Below are 17,311 nucleotides of genomic sequence, written 5' to 3' on the forward strand. Positions count from 1 at the left end.
CGTAACCTACGCCGCCCGCCCACCGCCCGTCAGACCACCGCCCCGGCCACCCGCCGCCGAGCCCACGGAACCGGCCGCACCCACCGCACCACCGACCGCTGAACCCGCGAGCACACCCACACACCACCAGACCGACAAGGGTGGTCGGCTGGAAGCGCCGACGGCGGAGGCCCCGCCAGGAGGCGGGGCGGAGGTCGCCACGAGGGAGGGTGGTCGGCGTCAGGCGGCGGAGACGGCCGACGGCCCGAGACTGCGGCAGGGCGGCGGAAGGGACCGGCGACCTGAAGCGGGGGCAGGGAGGAGGGGTTGTGGGGAAGGGGGAGGGTGATCGGGCCGTCTAGTGTGGGCCGTGGAGGTCATGATGAACCGCTTGAAGGACGCGACGAGCCCCTACCTGCTGCAGCACGCGGGCAACCCTGTCGACTGGTTCCCGTGGGGCGAGGAGGCGTTCGCGGAGGCCCGCCGCCGCGACGTCCCGCTGCTGATCAGCGTCGGATATTCGGCGTGTCACTGGTGTCACGTCATGGCCCACGAGAGCTTCGAGGACCAAGAGACGGCCGAGTTGATGAACGCGCACTTCGTCAACGTCAAGGTCGACCGCGAGGAGCGTCCCGACGTGGACGCCGTCTACATGAACGCCACCCAGGCCATGACCCAGCAGGGCGGCTGGCCGATGACGGTGTTCGCGACGCCCGACGGCCACCCGTTCTACTGCGGCACCTACTTCCCGCGCCCGCAGTTCCGCCGCCTGCTGCAGGAGGTGCACCGGGTCTGGACGGGCGACCGCGAGACCGTGCTCGCCCAGGGCGCCAAGGTCGTCGAGGCGCTGAACGCGCAGGCCTCGCTGCCCAGCGGGCCGCTGCCGTCGGAGGAGACGCTGCGGCAGGCCGTGGCCAACCTGCGGGAGTCGTTCGATGCGGCCCACGGCGGGTTCGGCGCGGCGCCCAAGTTCCCGCCGTCGATGGTGCTGGAGTTCCTGCTGCGCTCGGGCGAGCGCGAGATGAGCGGCAAGACGCTGGAGGCGATGGCCCGCGGCGGCATGTACGACCAGCTCGGCGGCGGCTTCGCCCGCTACAGCGTGGACAACATGTGGGTGGTGCCGCACTTCGAGAAGATGCTCTACGACAACGCCCTGCTGCTGCGCGTCTACACACACTGGTGGCGCGAGGGCGGCGGCGAGCTCGCCAGGCGGGTGGCGCTGGAGACCGCCGGCTGGATGCTGCGCGAGCTGCGCACTCCCGAGGGCGGCTTCGCCTCCGCGCTCGACGCCGACAGCGAGGGCGAGGAGGGCAAGTTCTACGTCTGGACACCGGACGAGCTGCGCGAGGTGCTCGGCGACGACGACGGCCGGTGGGCGGCCGGGCTGTTCGAGGTGACGCCGCAGGGCACGTTCGAGCACGGGAGGTCGGTGCTGCAGCTCCTGCGCGACCCCGAGGACCCGGAACGCTACGCCGGCGTCCGGGCGAGGCTGCTGGCCGCCCGCGAGCGGCGGGTGCGGCCGGGCCGTGACGACAAGGTGGTGGCCGCGTGGAACGGCCTGGCCATTGCGGCTCTGGCCGAGACCGGCGTCGCCTTCGACCGGCCCGACCTGGTGGAGGCGGCCACGGCGGCGGCCGAGCTGCTTGAACGCGTCCACATCGACGGCGGGCGGCTGCTGCGCACGTCCAAGGGCGGCCGGCCCGGCGGCAACGCGGGCGTGCTCGAGGACTACGGCGACGTCGCCGAGGGCCTGATCACCCTCTACGGCGTCACCGGCGAGACCAAGTGGCTGCGGCTGGCGGGCTCGCTGCTGGACACCGTGCTCGACAAGTTCGCCGACGGCACCGGCGGCTTCTACGACACCGCCGACGACGCCGAGCGGCTCTTCCAGCGGCCGCAGGACCCGACCGACAACGCCACCCCCTCAGGCCAGTACGCGGCCGCGGGGGCGCTGCTGTCGTACGCCGCGCTGACCGGCTCGGCCCGGCACCGCGTGGCCGCGCAGGCGGCTCTGGGCACGGTGTCGGTGCTGGCCCCCGGGCACGCCAGGTTCGCCGGGTGGGGGCTGGCCGTGGCGCGTGCGGCGCTGTCGGGGCCGGTGGAGGTCGCGGTGGTGGGGCCCGATGACGATCCGCGCACGCGCGAGCTGCACCGCGCGGCGTTGCTGTCCGGCGCGCCCGGCCTGGTGGTGGCGCTCGGCCGGCCGGGCGGCGACGGCTACCCCGCCCTGCTGGAGGGCCGCGACTTGGTCGGCGGCGCGCCCGCGGCGTACGTGTGCAGGGACTTCACGTGCCGGATGCCGGTGACGACCGTCGAAGAGCTCGAGGCGCAACTGACGGGTTGACCGGGCTGCCCCCATCCGCCGCCGCAAGGACGCGGCTCAGCAAGCCGTCACAGCGGCTTCGCACCCAGCCGTCACGGCCGCCGCTGCGGGCCCGCCCGGGTCAGGCCGTGGGCTGGCGTTCGCGGCCGCGGCCGGTGTCCTGCGGGCGGCCCTCCTGGAGGCGCTCGTCCTCCTGGATGGACGGCTGGTCGGGCTCGTCGAGCTCCGGCGGCCCCGTCTCGACCGGCGGCTCGCCGGAGCGGCCGAGGTCGTCGGGCTGCTGCCGCTCGTCCTGCGTCGGGTCGTCGGGGAACGGCATCTCGGGGTCGGGCTCGGGCCGGTCCCAGTCGGGCTCGACCGGCGGCGTGTAGTCCTGCCTGGGCTCGTCACGGTCGTGGTCGGGCTCGGAGTAGCCGGACGACCAGCCGTAGTCGGACGGCTCGGGGAACTCCTCGACGGGCTTGCCCGCCATCGCCTCGGTCATGAACGCCCGCCAGATCTGCGCGGGGAGCTGGCCGCCGAACTGGGTGCCGTAGCCGGGGATGGTGACGGTGGCGTTGTCGTCGCGGAACATGTCGACCGCGACCGCGAGCTGCGGCGTGAAGCCGTTGAACCAGACGGACTTCGAGTCGTCGGTGGTGCCGGTCTTGCCGGCGACCGGGCGGTCGTAGAGGCGGGCCGCGGTGCCGGTGCCGTACTTGACCACCTGCTGCATCGCGTACGTGGTGTCGGCGGCGGCCTGCTCGCTGACCACCCGCGTGGCGACCGGCTCGACGACCTGCTCGCGGCCTTCGGCGTCGGTCACCGACTTCACCACGTGAGCCTCCATGTGCACGCCCTTGTTGGCGAACGTGGAGAAGCCCGAGGCGTTCTGGACGGCGCTGACGGAGGCCACGCCGAGCGGGAAGGCGGCGGCGTTCTTGTGCTGCTCGAGCTGCGATGCGGGGATGCCGGCGGCCTCGGCGACCTTGGCCACCTTGTCGAGCCCGACCTTCTGGCCGAGATCGACGAAGGCGGTGTTGACGGAGTTCTGGGTGGCGGCGACGAGGTCGATCTGCCCGTAGGAGCGTCCGCCGTCGTTGGGTATGGCCTGCGGGGCCGAGGCGACCCGCAGCGGCGAGTTGCCGTTGACCCTGGTGGACAGGTCGAAGCCGTTGTCGAGCGCGGCGGCCAGCGTGTACGGCTTGAACGTCGATCCGGCCATGACCTTGGCCGAGAACGCGCTGTCGTAGTACTTCGACTGCGACGGCTTGCCGCCGTAGAAGGCCACGACCTCGCCCGTGGCGGGATCGACGGCGGCGAGCCCGGTGCGCACCTTCTTCGGCGTGTTGTCGGGCAGCACCTCGTCGACCGCCCGCTTGGCGGCCTGCATGAGCTTCTTGTCGAAGGTCGTGACGATCTTGAGGCCGCCGCTGTTGATGTCCTCGTCGGTGTAGCCGCGCCGGTTGAGCTCGGCGGTGACCTGTTCGAGCATGTACTGGGCCTGGCCCTTGAGCTCGAACGGCTTCTTCGGCTCGGCCAGCTCGGGGAAGCGCTGTGCGGCCACCTGCTCCGGAGCCAGCGCGCCGGTCTGGCCCATCGCCTTGATCACCGACTGCCAGCGGGCCTTGGCCGCCGCGAGGTCGGAGCCCTTGGGGTCGGCGAAGCGGCTGGGCTGCTGGATCACCGCCGCCAGGTAGGCGCCCTCGGCGACGGTGAGCTTCTCGACGTCCTTGCCGAAGTAGGCGCGGGCGGCCGACTGGATGCCGTTGGCGCCCCGGCCGAAGTAGATCGTGTTGAGGTACTGCTCCAGCACCCAGTCCTTCGACTTGGACTGGTCGACCTTCATCGCGATGAGGATCTCTTTGAACTTGCGGGTGATGGAGCGCTCTTGGCTCAGGCCGCTGTAGTAGTTGCGGACGAGCTGCTGGGTGATGGTGGAGCCGCCCTGGAGCTGGCGGCCGGTGATGGTGGACCAGACGGCCCGCGCGGTGCCCTTGATCGACACGCCGGCGTCCTCGTAGAACGAGCGGTTCTCGGCGGCGATGACGGCCTCGCGTACGTGCTTGGGCACCTGGGACAGATCGACGCGGCGGCGATCGACGCCCTGCCGGGCGAGCACGGTCTTTCCGTCGCGGTAATAGATCACCGAACCCTGCGCGGTCGCCTGCTTCTGCGTCTCGTCGGGAATGGGGGTCAGCGCCCACGCGACGGCGAATAGCCCGGCGAGTACGAGGATTGCCGCGCCACCGGATATCAGGACTATTCGGAGAATCCGCCGCTTTCGCATTCCCTTGCCACTCCGCACCCCTCGGCCACCCCCCTCGTCGAGCCTCGCCCAACCCCCGCAAGCTGGGCGAATGCCAAGGGTAAACGATCCTCAACGGTGCCTCATCCCTAGCGATACTACGACCGCCCGCCCTCGCGACGCGGAACATCGGCGACCAAAGGCAGCACTCGGTAGGGAACCGGCGTGTCAAGGGCGATGATCGAATTAGTCCGGAGTACGCCTCGTACATCGACGATCAAATCGATAACGCGCTGCAAATCGGCGTTCGTCCGCGCCACCACGCGACAGAGAAGATCACTGTCGCCGGTGATCGTATGCACTTCCAGAACCTCAGGAATCGCCGCGAGCCGGTCGGCCACCGGGTCGTGCCCGGCCACCTGCCTGATCTCCAGCGTCACGAACGCGGTCACGCCGTAGCCCAGCGCGGCGGGCGACACGTCGGGGCCGAAACCGGTGATCACGCCCCGGTCCATGAGGCGGTCGAGCCTGGCCTGCACCGCGCCGCGCGCCACGCCCAGACGGCGCGAGCACTCCAGCACGCCGAGCCTGGGCTCGGCCGCGAGCAGGGCGATGAGGCGGGCGTCGAGTTCGTCGATCGTCATGCTGTACAGATTTACCGGTCGTTCCGGCTATCGACTAGGCAGATTGTGCACTCATTCAGGTAACTCTTGCGCAACTCGTCCAGGGAAATCGACAGTTGGGGGTATGAGCGATGTCTTTCCTGTCAATGGCATGGACGCCGTGGTGTTCGCCGTCGGCAACGCCCGGCAGGCGGCCCACTACTACTCGACCGCGTTCGGCATGCGGCTGGTGGCATACCGCGGCCCGGAGAACGGCGACAGGGACACGGCCGCGTACGTGCTGACCTCGGGCAGCGCCGTCTTCGAGTTCCGCGGCTCGCTGCGGCCGGGCACCGACCTGGCACGGCACGTGGCCGCGCACGGTGACGGCGTGATCGACCTGGCACTGCAGGTGCCCGACGTGGAGGCCGCCTACGCCCACGCCGTCGCGAACGGCGCCAAGGGGCTGACGGAGCCGTACACGGTGGAGGACGAACACGGCAAGGTGATGATCGCGGCGATCGCCACGTACGGCGAGACCCGGCACACCCTGATCGACAGGTCCAACTACGGCGGGCCCTACCTGCCCGGCTACGTGGCCGCCGAGCCGCTGGTCGCACCGCCCGCCACGAAGAACGGCCGGCTCTTCCAGGCGATCGACCACTGCGTCGGCAACGTCGAGCTGGGCAAGATGGACGAGTGGGTGGAGTTCTACCGCAAGGTCATGGGCTTCACCAACATGGCGGAGTTCATCGGCGACGACATCGCCACCGAGTACTCCGCGCTGATGTCGAAGGTGGTCGCCGACGGCAGCCGCAAGGTGAAGTTCCCGCTCAACGAGCCGGCGGTCAGCCGCAGGAAGTCGCAGATCGACGAGTACCTGGAGTACTACGGCGGTCCCGGCGTGCAGCACATCGCGCTCGCCACCAACGACATCCTCACCACCGTCGACCACATGCGGGCGAACGGGGTGCGCTTCCTCGACACGCCCGACTCGTACTACGACGATCCCGAGCTGCGCGAGCGCATCGGGCAGGTACGGGTGCCGATCGAGGAGCTGAAGAAGCGCAGGATCCTCGTGGACCGCGACGAGGACGGCTACCTGCTGCAGATCTTCACCGAGCCGGTGCAGGACAGGCCCACGGTCTTCTTCGAGCTCATCGAGCGGCACGGCTCGCTCGGCTTCGGCAAGGGCAACTTCAAGGCGCTGTTCGAGGCCATCGAGCGGGAGCAGGAACGCAGGGGCAACCTCTAGTCCGCCCCCCGTTTCCGCTGAAAGGCGGCGGTCGTCCACCGAGCGTGGGACCGCCGCCACCGGGCCGGCGGGGCGCCGGCGACGGCCGTCCGCCGGCGCACTCGACCGGCTCATCATCGACGTCGTCACCGCCCCCTTCGGCCACACCGGCCGGGACGGCGTCTGGAACGGCGGCGTATGGGCGCGTCATCCCGCGGGGCACACCTTCTTCGCCGGTCTGCGGCCTTTCTCTATTTCTGGCTCCTGTACGCGTTCTGGGACGGTCAGAGTCTGGGCAAGAAACTCTTCGGCATCCGTGTCGCGCAGAAGGGCGACGGCAGGATGGGTGTGGGGCAGGCGGCCGTCCGTCAGGCCGTCGAAAGCGCGCTCATCCAGCTCCTTACTCAGCGTAATATTCTGGTCACGATGCGAAGGGGGCTCGTATGCGTTTCGCCAGGGGCGGGCTGGCCGTGGTCGCGGCGCTCACCACGCTGGTCGCCTGTTCACCCGGCGACGAGCCACCACCGGCCGGCAACTCCGTCATCGCGGAAGAGCGCGTGGGGGCCGCCGGCATCGGCGACCCCGACTTCCCGAACGACGGCAACGGCGGCTACGACGTCGCCCACTATGACCTCGCCGTCGACTACTCTCCCGCCGACAAGCGGCTCGACGGCGTCGCCACCATCCGCGCCGCGGCCACCCAAGACCTCATCCGCTTCAATCTCGACTTCACCGGCCTGCACGTGCGCGGCATCACCGTGGACGGCGCTCCCGCCACCTTCTCCCGGCAGGGCGACGAGCTGACGGTGCGCCCGGCGAAGATGATCACCGCGCGCTCCGATTTCACGGTCAAGGTCACCTACTCCGGCCGGCCGAGGCCCGCCAACGACAGCGCCAACCTCGGCACGTACGGCTTCATCCCCACCTCCGACGGCGCCTTCGTGGCCTCGGAGCCCAATGGCTCCAAGACCTGGTTTCCGGCCAACGACCATCCCGCCGACAAGGCCACGTTCGACTTCACCATCACCGTGCCCGCCGGGGTGACCGCGCTGGCCAACGGCGAGATGACCGCCGAGCCCACCACCAAGGGCGGCAAGACGACCTACCGGTGGAGCGAGCGCCACCCCATGGCCACCTACCTCGCCACGGCCACGCTCGGCAAGTTCGAGCTGCGCCAGGGCAAGACCGCCTCCGGCATCCCCGCGCTCGCCGCCACCGACCCCAGGTTCAAGCGCTCGCTCGACGCCCTCTACACCAGGTCCGCCGAGATCACCGACTACTGGGCGACGGTCTTCGGCCCCTACCCGTTCTCCTCCACCGGCGGCATCGTCGACGACTACTCCGCCGGCTACGCCCTGGAGAATCAGACCAAGCCCCTGTACGGCGGCTTCGCGCCCGACGAGGCGATCATCGCGCACGAGCTGGCGCACCAGTGGTTCGGCAACAGCCTGACCATCAAGCGATGGAAGGACCTCTGGCTCAACGAGGGCTTCGCCACCTACGCCGAGTGGCTGTGGTCGGAGCACAAGGGCAAGAAGACCGCCGAGGCCACGTTCAACGAGCTCCACGCGCGTCCCGCGTCCGACCCCATGTGGGCCTACCCGCCCGGCCGCGCCAAGCCTGACGATCTGTTCAACCAGTCCGTCTACACCCGCGGCGGCATGACGCTCCACGCGCTGCGCAAGGCCATCGGCGACGAGACGTTCTTTACGCTGCTCAGAGCCTGGACGTCCGAACATCGGTACGGCAACGTCACCACCGAGCAGTTCATCGACCTCGCCGAGCGGCTGTCGGGCAAAGACCTCGACCCGCTCTTCGACGCCTGGCTCTTCCGGCCCGAACGCCCCGCCTGACGGCCCGTTCCACGGCCCCGAAACGCTCTCCGTCGCTCGGTCCAAGAAGAGGTGTAAGGGCGAACGACGAAGGGAGCGAGGCCAGTGCGCCTCAACGAAGACCCTGGGGCCTTTGAAGGCTTCTATCGCCGCCACGTCGACGCCGTCCAGAGATTCGTGGTCCGCCGGGTCAGCGACCCCCACATGGCGGCGGACCTCACGGCGGATGTCTTCCTGGCGGTCCTCGACTCGGCGGACACCTACCGCCCCGGCCGGGGCAGCGAGGTCGCCTGGCTGTTCGGCATCGCGCGCAACGTCGTGTCGGCGCAGCACCGCAAGGCGGCCAGGGAGGCCAGGGCCACGGGGCGCATCGCCGGCCGCCGCCTGATGGACGACGACGACCTGGCCAGGATGGAGGAGCGCATCGACGCCGAACGGCAGATGCGCGCCGCCCTGGAGGCCATGGCGGACCTTCCCGAGGGCGAGCGGGCGGTGCTGGAGCTGGTCGCGATCGACCAGCTCACCGTCTCGGAGGCCGCGGCGGCACTGGGCATCAGGCAGGTGACCGCACGGGTCAGGCTCCACCGGGCCAGACGTGCCCTCTCGAACGTCGCCTCGCCATCGGCCGTGTACCTGGAAGGACAGACATGAGCAACTTCGAGGACCGCCTTCTCAGTGCACTCAAGGACGAAATGAGGACTCGGATGGCGAACGGGACGACGACCGTGGCACCCGCGCCCGCGCGGCGCTCGCGCCGGCTGGTGGGGCTCGCCGCCGCGGTGGCGGGGGTCGCGGCGGCCTCCACGGCGGTGGCGGTCGTGCTGGGCGGTGTCGGCGGTGAACCGGCGTACGCGGTGAGCACGTCCGCCGACGGCGGGGTCAGCGTGCGGATCCACTCCTTCACCGACCCCGAAGGGCTCGAACGCGAGCTGGCCGCGGCCGGCGTCACCGCGCGGGTCGACTACCTGCCCGAGGGGCAGACCTGCAAGGGGCCGCGCGGCGAGCACGGCGACCCCGGAAGCGGGTTCGCGACCGCCATCCGCAGGAACGGCGAAGGCATCGCCTTCGAGATCGAAAAGGGGCAGGTGCCCGAAGGGTTCACGCTGGTCCTGGCCGTCACCAAGAGCGCCGATGGCGACTCGGCGCCACCGTCGGCCACGGCCATGGAGATCGTCCAGGGGCCGGTGTCGGAGTGCGAGCCCACCTCCGCTCCGCAGGCGCCGCCCGCCGACGGCCACACCACGGAGAAGACGCAGGACGAGAAGGGCGAGCAGAAGCCGTCCGACGGCAGCACCGTCGAGCGGTTCAAGGGTCCTGAGGACGGCCCGCAGACCTCTCAGATCCAGCCGGGCGACGGCCCCACCATCACCGCCACCAAGAACCCCTGACCGGCTCTGTCACCCGGTGCCCCCCTTTTCCCGAGCAGCCAGGGGGCACCGGACCCGCCGGCCCGCCGCACTCCTGGGCTCCCGATGCGGCAGGCCGGCGGTTCTCTGCCGCACCTGCGCGCGGGCGCGCCGTCACGGGCTGCTCGACGTGCTGGAGAAGACCAGGACGGAGGCCGTGAAGCCGTGGACGTGGTTGTGCCCCGCGACCGGGCCGACCTCGCCGGCGGCGAAGAAGCCGGCCACGCCGATCGGGCCCAGCGTGTCGCGCAGCGCCACGGCGTCGTGGTCGGAGGTGCCGAACATGGCCGAGCCGCGGCCGTTGCAGGAGAACAGCAGCGCCCCGTCCACCTTGCCGATCTCCTCGCGGTGGGCGTCGAGCAGGTCGTAGAGGTCCTCGTCGGCGGTGGCGGCGTCGCGGACCTGGAAGCGTACGGTCCTGCCGACCTCGGCGATGTCGCCGATGGCGACGGCCTCCCTGTCGGGGTCGATGCCGATGACGCCGCGGATGAGGAAGTCGCCGCGTTCGTGGCGCTCTGCGTACTCGTCCATGGCGAGGCCGATCTGCAGCCCGGAGGCGACCAGCTCGCGGTCGTCCTCGTCCAGGTCGCTGACGATGTCCTCAAGGCGGGCGAGCGCGGGCTGGCCGGCGAGTTCGAGCAGCAGGTTGTCCTCGGCCGCGGTGACGACCATGCTGGGGCCGATCGGGCGGCAGCCCTGGCTCACCACGGTGCTGATCTTGATGGGTCCGCTGAGGATCACGCCGATGGCGCCCTCGGTGTAGATCTCGCCGTCGGCGAAGAGGCGTACGGAGCCGCGTCCCTGCAGCCCGTTGGCCAGCCCGCCGATGAGCGGCAGCTCGCCGAGCACGTCGGCCGAGCGCTCCACGAAGGCGTCGGTCGGGAAGCTGTACGGGTCGGCGAGCAGGATCGCCACGTGGTCGTCCGGGCTCCGCTCGGGCAGCCCCACGACCACGAACCGGTCCTCGGCGGCCAGGGTCTCCAGCGCGAACGTGGTGAGCCGCGCGCCTTCCAAGGTCGCCGCCAGCGCGCTGACGGAGGGCGTGAGCTCCACCCCCTGGCCGTCACCGATCACTCCGGTGGCACTGCACCCGATGACGTGCGCCTCGGGCGCGAGTTTCATCGCGGCCTCGCCGGCCCTGGCGACGTCATCGGGGTCGTCGCCGCAAATGAAGAAGCAGACCAGATCTGCTTGGCCGCTGAGCCTCGACAGTGCCTGGCCGACGGCGTTCTCCGCGGCCTCCACCAGGTCGGAACCCACGGCGAGGCCGTCGGCGATGCGGCTTGTCATCAAGGCCACGGAACTCGCCTCCCTCGACATGTCCAAGTTCCCTAGGCCCGATTCTCCCCACTAAAGGGACAAGCACGCGCACGAACCGTCACCTAATAGTCAAGATCCGAAATCTCCGCCAGGTGCGAAAGTCTCTGCCACATTCCGCGCAGGGGACGTAGTCTCGATCCCGTGCAACAGCCACGAATTCTCCGCGAGTTGCGAGAGAGCGGCCACGTTCATCGCAGCGTCAAAGCCGAGATCCGGGAAAACCTGCTGGCCAAGCTGCGGGCGGGTGAGCCCCGTTTCCCCGGCATCGTGGGCTTCGACGACACCGTCCTGCCCCACCTCGAGCGGGCGCTGCTCGCCGGGCACGACCTGGTTCTGCTGGGCGAGCGCGGTCAGGGCAAGACCCGGCTCATCCGTACGATCGCGGGCCTGCTCGACGAGTGGACGCCGGTGATCGAGGGCTGCGAGATCAACGACCACCCGTACGCACCGGCCTGCACCCGCTGCAAGGCTCTGGCGCGCGAGCTGGGTGAGGAGTTGCCGGTGGCGTGGAAGCACCGCGACGACCGCTACGGTGAGAAGCTCGCCACTCCCGACACCTCCGTGGGCGACCTGATCGGTGACGTCGACCCCATCAAGATCGCTGAAGGGCGCCGGCTCGGCGACCCTGAAACGGTCCACTACGGCCTGGTGCCCCGCACCAACCGCGGCATCTTCTCCGTCAACGAGCTGCCCGACCTGGCAGAGCGCATCCAGGTGTCGCTGCTCAACGTGCTGGAGGAGCGCGACGTCCAGGTGCGCGGCTACAACCTGCGCCTGCCGCTCGACCTGCTGCTCATCGCCAGCGCCAACCCCGAGGACTACACCAACAGGGGCCGGATCATCACGCCGCTCAAGGACCGGTTCGGCGCCGAGATCCGCACCCACTACCCGCTGACGGTCGAGGACGAGCTGCGGCTGATCCGCCAGGAGTCCATGCCGGACATCGGAGCCGACGTCCCCGAGCACCTGATCGAGGTGATCGCCCGCTTCACCCGGCTCGTCCGCGAGTCGACGGCGGTGGACGCCAGGTCCGGCGTGTCGGCCCGCTTCTCGATCGCCGCCGCCGAGACCGCGGCCGCCTCGGCGGTGCGCCGCGCCGCCATCGCGGGCGAGGACCAGCCGGTCACCCGCGTGGTCGACCTCGGCTGCGTGGTCCACAGCCTGCGCGGCAAGGTGGAGTTCGAGGTCAGCGAGGAGGGCAGGGAGACCGAGATCCTGGCCCACCTGCTGCGCCGGGCGACGGCCGAGACGTTCAGGAGCCGGCTGGGCGGCATGGACCTGTCGGCGGTGACCGACAAGTTCGCCGAGGGCAACCAAGTGGAGTCGGGCGAGCTGGTGCCCGCCCGCGAGCTGCTGACCCGCATCGGTCCTGTGGCCGGGCTCGCCAAGATCATGTCGCGGCTCGGCATGGGCGAGGGCGAGGAGTCACCCGGGCACGCGGCGGCGGCTCTGGAGTTCGCGCTCGAAGGTCTTTACCTGATGCGGCGGCTGTCCAAGGAAGATCTTGACGGGATGACCGTTTACCGGACGTGAACAAGCGGGCGGTCTCCCGCGTCAAACGGGGTGAGTTCGTTCACTTCGCCGGGGGAGACCGTCATGCGCCTGCTTGCCTGTGCCACCGCCGCCGCTCTCGTCATGGGCGCCTTCGCCGTGCCCGCCGAGGCCGCCACGTCCGCGTACGGGTACGCCTGGGCCGACGGCGAAGGCCGCCTGCGGTTGATCCCGCAGAAGGCGAGCCGGGTCAAGGGCACGAAGTTCCACCGGCTGGCGAGCACCGCCGGGGCCAAGGAGCTGCGGCTCGGCTACGCCAAGGCGGCCTACGGCCGGGTCACCACGGCCTGCGACCTGAAGGAGACCGAGGGCAGGGTCGCGCTCGACGGCAACGGCCTCGGCCGTACGCGCTGCACCCCCTCCGACCTGACCGCCACGCTCGCCCAGGGGCCGGTCCCCGTGCGCGTCGAATACCGGGGCGGCACGGCGACCCGGATCAACGAGATCCTGCTCGACGAGTGGCCGGAGCCGCGGACGGCCACCGGCACGATCAAGCGGGTCAACGACACGACCGTGCTGTTCGCGAGCGGCGGGAAGACGGTCAAGCTCGGCTACACGTACGCGACGTCGTTCCTGCGCACCACCGCCCGCTGCGGCGACGGCTGGCTCGCGGGCCGCCCGGTCAACGCCGGCAGGAACGGGCTGGGCAAGAAGCCGTGCGGGTGGACGGACCTGACGAAAGCCCTGAAGACCGTCAAGTACCCCGTCCTGGCGAAAATCGACTACACGCCCGGCGCCGGTGCGCTCAACCAGGTGTGGGAGGTCTTCGGCGACGCCTGACGGGGAGCCGGTCGCGGGTTCGGGGCCGGATCCAGGGTTCCCGAGCCGCGCGCGGCCGGTTCCAGAGATCTCCAGTGCTCGGGGCCGTTCGAGAGGTCCTCAGCCCTGGGCGTAAGCCATGGGAGGCTTTTCGGGGTTAGCGTGGGTTCGTGATGGCCTTCCGCTATGGCGAGTACCACGACGGCCCCGATCCTCTGGCGCCTCCCTACGACGTACGCGCCGCGCTCGACGAGATGGGCGATGCCATCCTGTCGGGCTCGACCCCGGTCCACGCCCTGCGCGACCTGCTCAAGCGCGGCCTGCCGGGCGCGCGGGAGCGACGCGGGCTCGACGACATGCTCAGGGAGGTCCGCAAGCGCCGCCGCGACCTGCGCGAGCGCGGCCGGCTCGACGGCACGCTGGAGCGGGCCAGGGCGCTGCTGGACAAGGCGATCGGCCAGGAGCGTGCCGAGCTGTTCCCCGACCCGTCCGACGAGGCCCGGCTGCGGGAGGCGGGCCTCGACGCGCTGCCGGAGGACACCGCGAGTGCGATCCAGGAGCTGAGCACGTACGACTGGCGCTCCCAGGCGGCCAGGCAGACCTTCGAGGAGCTGCGCGACCTGCTGCGCAGGGAGGTGCTCGACAGCCAGTTCAGGGGCCTGCGCGACGCGCTGGCCAACCCTGACCCGCAGGCGATGGAGCGTATCCGCCAGATGATGGCGGACCTCAACGAGATGCTCGACAAGGACGCCCGCGGCGAGCACACCCAGGCCGACTTCGAGCAGTTCATGGCGAAGTACGGCGACCTGTTCCCGGAAAAGCCCCGGAACCTGGACGAGCTGGTCGACATCCTCGCCCGCCGCGCCGCCGCCACCCAGCGCATGCTGGCGTCGATGACGCCGCGCCAGCGCGAAGAGCTGGCCAACCTGATGAACCAGACCCTTGAGCAGGCGGGCCTGGCCGACGAGATGCGCCGCCTCGGCGATGCCCTCTACGCCCGCCGTCCCGACCTGGCCTGGAACGCCCCGGAACGCCTCACCGGCGAAGAGCCGCTCGCCATGGGCGATGCCGTCACCGCCCTTGAGGAGCTGGCCGACCTCACCCAGCTCGAGACCGCCCTGCGCCAGGACTACCCGGGCGCGCGGCTCGACGACATCGACGAGGCCGCCGTACGCCGTGCGCTCGGCCGTTCCGCCGTGGACGACCTCGAAGCGCTCAAGCGCATCGAACGCGAGCTGGAGGAGCAGGGCTACCTGCTGCGCAAGCGCGGCAAGCTGGAGCTGACGCCCAAAGCGGTGCGCAGGCTCGGCGAGACGGCGCTGCGCCGGGTCTTCTCCTCGCTCGACGCGGGCCGCAGGGGCGACCACGACCAGCACGACGCGGGCGCGGCCGGGGAGCTGACCGGGTCGTCGCGGCCGTGGCGGTTCGGCGACGAGCAGCCCATCGACGTCGTGCGTACGCTGGTCAACGGCGTGCGCAGCGGCGGCGTCACACTCGGCGACCGGGTCGGTGTGCGGCTGTCGGTCGACGACTTCGAGGTGGCCGAGACCGAGCGGCGCAGCGCGGCGGCCGTCTGCCTGCTGGTGGACCTGTCGTACTCGATGGCGCTGCGCGGCACGTGGGCCGCCGCCAAGCAGACCGCGCTCGCCCTGCAGGCGCTGGTGGCCTCGAAGTTCCCGCAGGACGCCGTACAGATCATCGGCTTCTCCAACTACGCCAGGGTGCTGCAGCCCGACGAGCTGGCCGGCCTCGACTGGGACATGGTCCAGGGCACCAACCTGCACCACGCCCTGCTGATCGCCGGACGCCACCTCGACCGCCACCCCGACTTCGAGCCGGTGGTGCTGGTCGTCACCGACGGCGAGCCGACCGCACACCTCATGCGCAACGGCCGCTCGGCGTTCGAGTGGCCGCCCTCGCACGAGACGTTGGAGCTGACGCTGGCCGAGGTCGACAAGATGACCCGGAGGCGGGCCACGATCAACATCTTCATGCTGGCGGCCGACGACCGGCTGAAGGAGTTCGTGGACGAGGTGGCGCGGCGCAACGGCGGCCGGGTCTTCTCGCCCAGCGCCGACCGGCTCGGCGAGTACGTCGTGAGCGACTTCCTGCGGCTGCGCCGCACCCGCCGCTGACCGGCCCCGCGCCTTTACCGCACCCGCCGCTGCCCTCCCTGCTGCGGGGCCCAGCGCCCTGACGTGCCCGGACACCTCGATGCCCGGCACGAACGGCAGCGGCACGTCCACGAACCCCTGCCGGTAGAGGATCTCGGCGAAGTTGGCGCCCGCGTACGCCACGTCGATGGAGACCTGCCCAGGCCCGGGCTCGGGTGCCTTGGCGTCGTCGAGCCGGAGCACTTCAGGACCGCCGAATGCGGGAATGGTGATCGCCTTCATGCCGTCCATCGTGCGGGGACGGCCCGGAAGGAGGCAGTGCCGGCTCATCCTGGGTGTACGACCACCAGGCTCGCCAGCTTCCGCTCGGTGTTGGTCTCGGGGCCGGGCGTGTGCAGCACCACGTTCAGATCCGGCCGGTCCGGCAACCGGAACAGCGAGTACGCGAAGACCAGGTCGCCGGCCTCGGGATGCGTGATCGCCTTGACGCCCTGCGAACGGGAGCTCACGTCGCCGCGCGCCCACAGCTCGGCGAGCTCCGGGCTCGCCGCGCACAGCTCGTCGGCGATCCGATCGAAGACCGGGTCCTCCGGATAGCGCGCCGCCGAAGCGCGGAAGTCGGCCACCACGTCCGGCGCGAACTCGTGCGTTCACCGGCGCGCCCGGCCGTCCCGCGGGCTCCGGCGGGTTCAGCCCGGCGAGCACGTACAGGTGTGCGCGCTCGTCTCATCGAGCAGCAGCGCGCGGGCCACCGCGTCGAGCACGGCGTCGGACACCTTGATGTCGCGCCCCTGCTCCAGCCACGTGTACCAGGACACGCCGGCACCGGCGAGCACCGCCACCTCCTCCCGCCGCAGCCCGGGAGTGCGGCGGCGGCCGGCGTCGGGCAGCCCGACGCCGGCGGGCGTGAGCGCCCCGCGCTTGGCGCGCAGGAAGTCCTTGAGCTGCCGGCGGCGGCGTGAGCTGGCGGTCACGTCCCCACCCTAAGAGTCTCCCGGTACGGCTGCGAGAAGGCGGGCGGCCAGTTCCCGGCAGCGGGCGGCGAGCTCGGGCGGTTCGATCACCTTGAAGTCGTGCCCGAGCAGCACCATGTGCACGAGGATGTAGTCGAGGTTGTCCGCGCCGGTGATCACCTCGCAGCGCCCGCCGCCCCGATCGAGCACGACGCCCGCCGCCGACGGCACCTGCGCCCGCACCGTGTCGTACGGCGCGTGCACGAGGAAGCGCGCCTGGTACCGGTAGACCCGGCTGGCCACGCCCTCCTGCACGAACGCCGCCGCGTCGGGCGCCTCCCGGGCCCGGAACCGCCGCGTGCGGGCGGCCACCTCGCTCATCCGATCGACCCGGAAGGTGCGCCAGTCGTCGCGGTCGAGGTCGAAGGCGAGCAGGTACCAGCGCCGGTCGGAGGCGACCAGCCGGTACGGCTCGGCCGTCCGCGTCCGCCGCCCCTCCTTGGACGGGTAGGAGAAGGCGACCTCGACCTCGTCGCGGCACGCCCTGGCCAGGGTCATGAGCACCTTGGAGTCGATCGGCGGACGTCCACCCCCGGCGAAGGACTCCACGGAGTCGGCCAGCGCGCGCACCTCGTGCCGCAGCCGCGTGGGCAGCACCCGGTCGAGCTTGGTCAGCGCCCGCAGTGCCGCGTCGCCCGCGCTGGCCACCGCGCCGCCCGCGCCGACCAGCAGGGAGACGGCGGTGGCGATCGCCTCCTCGTCATCGAGCAGCAGCGGCGGCAGTGCCTGGCCGGGGCCGAGCTGGTAGCCGCCGCCGACGCCCTGGCTCGCGTGCACCGGATAGCCGAGCGTGCGCAGGCGTTCGACGTCGCGCCGTACGGTGCGGGGCGTCACGCCGAGCCGCTCGGCCAGCTCGGGCCCGGTCCAGACCCGGCGCTGCTGGAGCAGCCCGAGCAGCGTCAGCACCCGTTCGGTCGTGCCGCGCTCGTCCTCGCCCGCCAGAGTCATTTC

The 17,311-nt window shown here is 71.0% G+C and carries 13 protein-coding genes and 3 pseudogenes; 9 read left to right on the forward strand and 7 right to left on the reverse strand.

Annotated elements, in window-relative coordinates:
• Positions 1 to 361: 361 nt before the first annotated feature.
• Positions 362 to 2,323 carry a thioredoxin domain-containing protein gene (locus tag ACFMQL_RS09245; protein ID WP_364069124.1) on the forward strand — a complete coding sequence of 654 codons (1,962 nt, stop codon included), beginning with the start codon at positions 362 to 364 and terminating at the stop codon, positions 2,321 to 2,323.
• Between the two features lie 100 nt (positions 2,324 to 2,423).
• On the opposite strand, the gene ACFMQL_RS09250 is transcribed toward ACFMQL_RS09245, so the two are convergent.
• Positions 2,424 to 4,571 (reverse strand): transglycosylase domain-containing protein, encoded by a 2,148-nt coding sequence (locus ACFMQL_RS09250; RefSeq protein WP_378785243.1) that lies wholly within the window; start codon positions 4,569 to 4,571, stop codon positions 2,424 to 2,426.
• A 116-nt stretch (positions 4,572 to 4,687) separates the two neighbouring features.
• On the reverse strand, positions 4,688 to 5,173 hold the full coding sequence (locus ACFMQL_RS09255; protein ID WP_378785244.1) for an Lrp/AsnC family transcriptional regulator: 486 nt from the start codon (positions 5,171 to 5,173) through the stop codon (positions 4,688 to 4,690).
• Between the two features lie 103 nt (positions 5,174 to 5,276).
• Between ACFMQL_RS09255 and hppD the strand changes: the two genes are divergently transcribed.
• The 5 genes and pseudogenes from hppD to ACFMQL_RS09280 all read left to right on the forward strand — a co-directional run bounded on the left by hppD (position 5,277) and on the right by ACFMQL_RS09280 (position 9,585).
• The gene (gene hppD, locus ACFMQL_RS09260) at positions 5,277 to 6,386 is read left to right on the forward strand and encodes a 4-hydroxyphenylpyruvate dioxygenase (RefSeq protein ID WP_378785246.1); all 1,110 of its coding nucleotides are present in this window, start codon (positions 5,277 to 5,279) and stop codon (positions 6,384 to 6,386) included.
• 177 nt (positions 6,387 to 6,563) lie between these two features.
• A pseudogene (locus ACFMQL_RS09265) lies at positions 6,564 to 6,740 on the forward strand (RDD family protein); the annotation flags it as partial.
• Positions 6,741 to 6,808: 68 nt separating this feature from the next.
• Complete coding sequence (locus ACFMQL_RS09270) at positions 6,809 to 8,218, forward strand: M1 family metallopeptidase (RefSeq protein ID WP_378785248.1); 1,410 nt, start codon at positions 6,809 to 6,811, stop codon at positions 8,216 to 8,218.
• Between the two features lie 84 nt (positions 8,219 to 8,302).
• Positions 8,303 to 8,848: an RNA polymerase sigma factor gene (locus ACFMQL_RS09275; protein ID WP_364069710.1), complete on the forward strand. Its 546-nt coding sequence runs from the start codon at positions 8,303 to 8,305 to the stop codon at positions 8,846 to 8,848.
• Between the two features lie 53 nt (positions 8,849 to 8,901).
• Complete coding sequence (locus ACFMQL_RS09280) at positions 8,902 to 9,585, forward strand: hypothetical protein (protein WP_364069708.1); 684 nt, start codon at positions 8,902 to 8,904, stop codon at positions 9,583 to 9,585.
• A gap of 132 nt (positions 9,586 to 9,717) precedes the next feature.
• On the opposite strand, the gene ACFMQL_RS09285 is transcribed toward ACFMQL_RS09280, so the two are convergent.
• Positions 9,718 to 10,893 (reverse strand): FIST N-terminal domain-containing protein, encoded by a 1,176-nt coding sequence (locus ACFMQL_RS09285; RefSeq protein ID WP_364069706.1) that lies wholly within the window; start codon positions 10,891 to 10,893, stop codon positions 9,718 to 9,720.
• 171 nt (positions 10,894 to 11,064) lie between these two features.
• Here ACFMQL_RS09285 and ACFMQL_RS09290 point away from each other — a divergent pair, with 171 nt between their 5' ends.
• From ACFMQL_RS09290 to ACFMQL_RS09300, 3 genes are all read left to right on the forward strand, one after another.
• Complete coding sequence (locus ACFMQL_RS09290; protein ID WP_364069704.1) at positions 11,065 to 12,456, forward strand: sigma 54-interacting transcriptional regulator; 1,392 nt, start codon at positions 11,065 to 11,067, stop codon at positions 12,454 to 12,456.
• Between the two features lie 63 nt (positions 12,457 to 12,519).
• Positions 12,520 to 13,254: a hypothetical protein gene (locus tag ACFMQL_RS09295; protein WP_378785250.1), complete on the forward strand. Its 735-nt coding sequence runs from the start codon at positions 12,520 to 12,522 to the stop codon at positions 13,252 to 13,254.
• Positions 13,255 to 13,406: 152 nt separating this feature from the next.
• Positions 13,407 to 15,368, forward strand: coding sequence for a hypothetical protein (locus ACFMQL_RS09300; RefSeq protein WP_364069700.1), 1,962 nt, complete (start codon positions 13,407 to 13,409; stop codon positions 15,366 to 15,368).
• An 81-nt stretch (positions 15,369 to 15,449) separates the two neighbouring features.
• Here the strand turns inward: ACFMQL_RS09300 and ACFMQL_RS09305 are convergent.
• The 4 genes and pseudogenes from ACFMQL_RS09305 to ACFMQL_RS09320 form a co-directional block, all read right to left on the reverse strand.
• Positions 15,450 to 15,677: pseudogene (locus ACFMQL_RS09305) on the reverse strand (hypothetical protein); the annotation flags it as partial.
• Positions 15,674 to 15,982: pseudogene (locus ACFMQL_RS09310) on the reverse strand (transcriptional regulator); the annotation flags it as partial. The pseudogenes ACFMQL_RS09305 and ACFMQL_RS09310, both read right to left, overlap by 4 nt.
• A gap of 54 nt (positions 15,983 to 16,036) precedes the next feature.
• Entirely contained in the window at positions 16,037 to 16,321 is a 285-nt protein-coding gene (locus ACFMQL_RS09315) for a helix-turn-helix domain-containing protein (RefSeq protein WP_378785252.1), read from the reverse strand.
• A gap of 9 nt (positions 16,322 to 16,330) precedes the next feature.
• Positions 16,331 to 17,308, reverse strand: a complete 978-nt coding sequence (locus ACFMQL_RS09320; protein WP_364069696.1) for a YafY family protein — start codon at positions 17,306 to 17,308, stop codon at positions 16,331 to 16,333.
• Positions 17,309 to 17,311: the final 3 nt, after the last annotated feature.

Origin of the sequence: Nonomuraea fastidiosa (assembly GCF_042751225.1) — a bacterium.
Lineage (GTDB): Bacteria > Actinomycetota > Actinomycetes > Streptosporangiales > Streptosporangiaceae > Nonomuraea > Nonomuraea fastidiosa.

Excerpts from the sequence above, each read along its gene's own strand:
- ACFMQL_RS09245 (WP_364069124.1), top strand. The coding sequence starts at position 362 with ATGAACCGCTTGAAGGACGCGACGAGCCCCTACCTGCTGCAGCACGCG.
- ACFMQL_RS09250 (WP_378785243.1), bottom strand. The coding sequence starts at position 4,571 with ATGCGAAAGCGGCGGATTCTCCGAATAGTCCTGATATCCGGTGGCGCG.
- ACFMQL_RS09255 (WP_378785244.1), bottom strand. The coding sequence starts at position 5,173 with ATGACGATCGACGAACTCGACGCCCGCCTCATCGCCCTGCTCGCGGCC.
- hppD (WP_378785246.1), top strand. The coding sequence starts at position 5,277 with ATGAGCGATGTCTTTCCTGTCAATGGCATGGACGCCGTGGTGTTCGCC.
- ACFMQL_RS09270 (WP_378785248.1), top strand. The coding sequence starts at position 6,809 with ATGCGTTTCGCCAGGGGCGGGCTGGCCGTGGTCGCGGCGCTCACCACG.
- ACFMQL_RS09280 (WP_364069708.1), top strand. The coding sequence starts at position 8,902 with ATGGCGAACGGGACGACGACCGTGGCACCCGCGCCCGCGCGGCGCTCG.
- ACFMQL_RS09285 (WP_364069706.1), bottom strand. The coding sequence starts at position 10,893 with ATGACAAGCCGCATCGCCGACGGCCTCGCCGTGGGTTCCGACCTGGTG.
- ACFMQL_RS09295 (WP_378785250.1), top strand. The coding sequence starts at position 12,520 with ATGCGCCTGCTTGCCTGTGCCACCGCCGCCGCTCTCGTCATGGGCGCC.
- ACFMQL_RS09300 (WP_364069700.1), top strand. The coding sequence starts at position 13,407 with ATGGCCTTCCGCTATGGCGAGTACCACGACGGCCCCGATCCTCTGGCG.
- ACFMQL_RS09320 (WP_364069696.1), bottom strand. The coding sequence starts at position 17,308 with ATGACTCTGGCGGGCGAGGACGAGCGCGGCACGACCGAACGGGTGCTG.